This is a genomic window from Corallococcus sp. CA041A, from assembly GCF_003612075.1.
Lineage (GTDB): Bacteria > Myxococcota > Myxococcia > Myxococcales > Myxococcaceae > Corallococcus > Corallococcus exiguus.
Genome location: NZ_RAWF01000502.1, coordinates 1 through 2,262, shown reverse-complemented (window position 1 = coordinate 2,262; position 2,262 = coordinate 1). Strand labels below are relative to the sequence as shown.

The 2,262-nt window shown below is 69.1% G+C and carries 3 protein-coding genes; all 3 read left to right on the top strand.

Annotation, left to right across the window (positions count from 1 at the left end):
* Positions 1 to 859 (top strand): hypothetical protein (locus D7V77_RS44095; protein ID WP_158624592.1); only part of this gene is annotated, 859 nt, incomplete at its 5' end.
* 101 nt (positions 860 to 960) lie between these two features.
* Positions 961 to 1,449: an 8-oxo-dGTP diphosphatase gene (locus D7V77_RS41650; protein ID WP_120581687.1), complete on the top strand. Its 489-nt coding sequence runs from the start codon at positions 961 to 963 to the stop codon at positions 1,447 to 1,449.
* 116 nt (positions 1,450 to 1,565) lie between these two features.
* On the top strand, positions 1,566 to 2,093 hold the full coding sequence (locus tag D7V77_RS41645; protein ID WP_120581686.1) for a DUF2780 domain-containing protein: 528 nt from the start codon (positions 1,566 to 1,568) through the stop codon (positions 2,091 to 2,093).
* Positions 2,094 to 2,262 lie beyond the last annotated feature (169 nt).

The following is a 2,262-nucleotide window of genomic DNA, read 5'->3' as shown; positions in this document are numbered from 1 at the left end:
GACGAACGCCGTGACGGGGGCCGCCGTCGTTGGCGCGCGGGTGCACCTGGATGGAGTTCCCGAGGACGCACAAGCGTGGACGGAGTGGGTGGACGTATCAGCCGCCGAGGGAGGGGTGCGCACGGCGGTGGATGGCACCTTCACCCTGACGCAGGTGGGGGAGCTCCCCGGGACTCTGCTCGTGACGCATCCCCGATTCGTGCAGGCGCGCGTGCCCCTTACCGAGCAGGGCGTCTCCGTGCGGCTCGAGCCCGGGGCCACGGTGCGGGGCACGGTTCGTGACGTGCATACCCGCTTGCTCCGGATTGTCCTGTCCCGCCAGGGAGAACCCTTCGCGGATGACATCCGCCTGGAGGGAGAGCACTTCTCACGCTCGGACATCCCCGCGGGCACCTATGAAGTCTCCGTCGAAGCCTCCAGTGACAGGGCGCCCCCGTTCGAAATCAAGTCACAGACCGTCACGCTCCCGCCGGGAGGGACAGCGACGTTGAGCTTCATGAACATGAAGCGGGTGACGCTGCGCCTTCGTGCCCCCATCAACCTGGGGCACCTCGAGACAGCGCTGGTTCCGGGGAAGGTGCCCATGCCGAGAAGTGAAGCCGAACGGCAGAGCATCCTCATGGACGCCGACCCCATCCACGAAGGTGACGAGCGCACCTGGGTCTTCAAGTCCCTGAAGAGCGGGACCTATACCTTCTTCGTCTTCGAGCCGAGGGGCAGCGTCGTCCGGACGTTGCGCCAGGAGGTGACGTTGCCGGACCGGGGCGAGGTTGCCCGCGCACTGGAGATGAACTGGGTGGACGTGCCAGTGATCGAGGCGGACGAGGGTGCGCTCGGTACCGGGACGCCCCGACGCTGAATGACACCCCGCACAGCCCGGGCGGCCCGCGCAGCGGACCATGCGCACGCGGGCGGAGTTCGTCTTGACGCCCTGCCCGAATCAGGAGACGAACCGGGCCCATGCCCTACACTCCCATCGTCGCCACGCTGGGCTACGTGATGTCGCCGGACGGCCAGCAGGTGCTGCTCATCCACCGGAACGCGCGCCCGGAGGATGCCCATTACGGCAAGTACAACGGCCTGGGCGGCAAGATGGACCGCGACGAGGACATCGCCGCGTGCATGCGCCGCGAGATTCGCGAGGAGGCCGGCATCGAGTGCACGCGCATGGTCCTGCGCGGCACCCTATCCTGGCCCGGCTTCGGCAAGCACGGCGAGGACTGGCTGGGCTTCATCTTCCGCATCGACGCCTTCGAGGGCACGCCCCTGGAGAAGAACCCCGAGGGTTCCCTGTCCTGGGTCCCCGTGTCCTCCATCCTGTCCCTGTCGCTGTGGGATGGAGACCGGCACTTCCTGCCGCTCGTGTTCGACGAAGACCCGCGCCCCTTCCACGGCGTCATGCCCTACGAGGGCGGTCGCGCGGTGAGCTGGTCCTTCACCCGGCTGTAGGGCTCCCTCCGGGCGTCCTCCGACCAACGCTCACGGCCGTTTTCCAACCAGCGCTCCGGCCTGGACCGCTAGAACCTCCGCCTCACACTTGGGACTCACGTGAAGGAGCGCGGCGCATGGACCTCATCGGACAGCTCTCGCAGCAGCTTGGAGTGGATGGCACGCAGGCACAGGGGCTCGCGGGTTCGCTCCTGAAGCTGGTGCAGGGCTCGGTGCAGGAGAAGGTGGGCCCGGACGCGGCCCGGCAGATGGACCAGGCCATCCCGGAGATGCAGGGCTGGCAGCAGCAGGCGCAGGCCCCGGCGGCTGACGGCGGCGGCCTCATGGGCGCCCTCGGCGGCATGCTCGGCGGTGGTGGCGGTGGCGGCGGCGGCGGCATCATGGGCGCCCTGGGTGGCGCGGCGGCCCACGCGGGAGAGATCGCCGGCGTGGTGACCATCCTCCAGCGGTTCAACCTGGACACGAGCAAGGCCACCCTGGTCGCGCCCCTGCTCCTCAACTTCCTCAAGTCGCGCCTGGACCCGGGCCTGGTGGGGAAGATCATCGCCGTGATGCCCCTGCTCGCGGGCGGCGCCGGTGGCGGCAGCGGCCCCCAGGGCGGCGGCGGACTGGGCGGAATGCTCGGCGGCATCCTGGGGAAATAGGAGCGCCGCAGCTCCTGCAAGGGCCTGTCACTCCAGGGGGTTGGGGGAAACGTCGTGCGGGAATGCAAAACAATTCCGCTCGCGGTGACTTGAAGGGGAACGGCGGGCTCCCACCCGCCAGGAGCCCCGGTCATGACCTTCTTGTCCCGCATGCAGCCCTCCCCCGCTC

Coding starts and splice junctions, on each gene's coding strand:
- D7V77_RS41650 (WP_120581687.1), top strand. CDS start 961: ATGCCCTACACTCCCATCGTCGCCACGCTGGGCTACGTGATGTCGCCG.
- D7V77_RS41645 (WP_120581686.1), top strand. CDS start 1,566: ATGGACCTCATCGGACAGCTCTCGCAGCAGCTTGGAGTGGATGGCACG.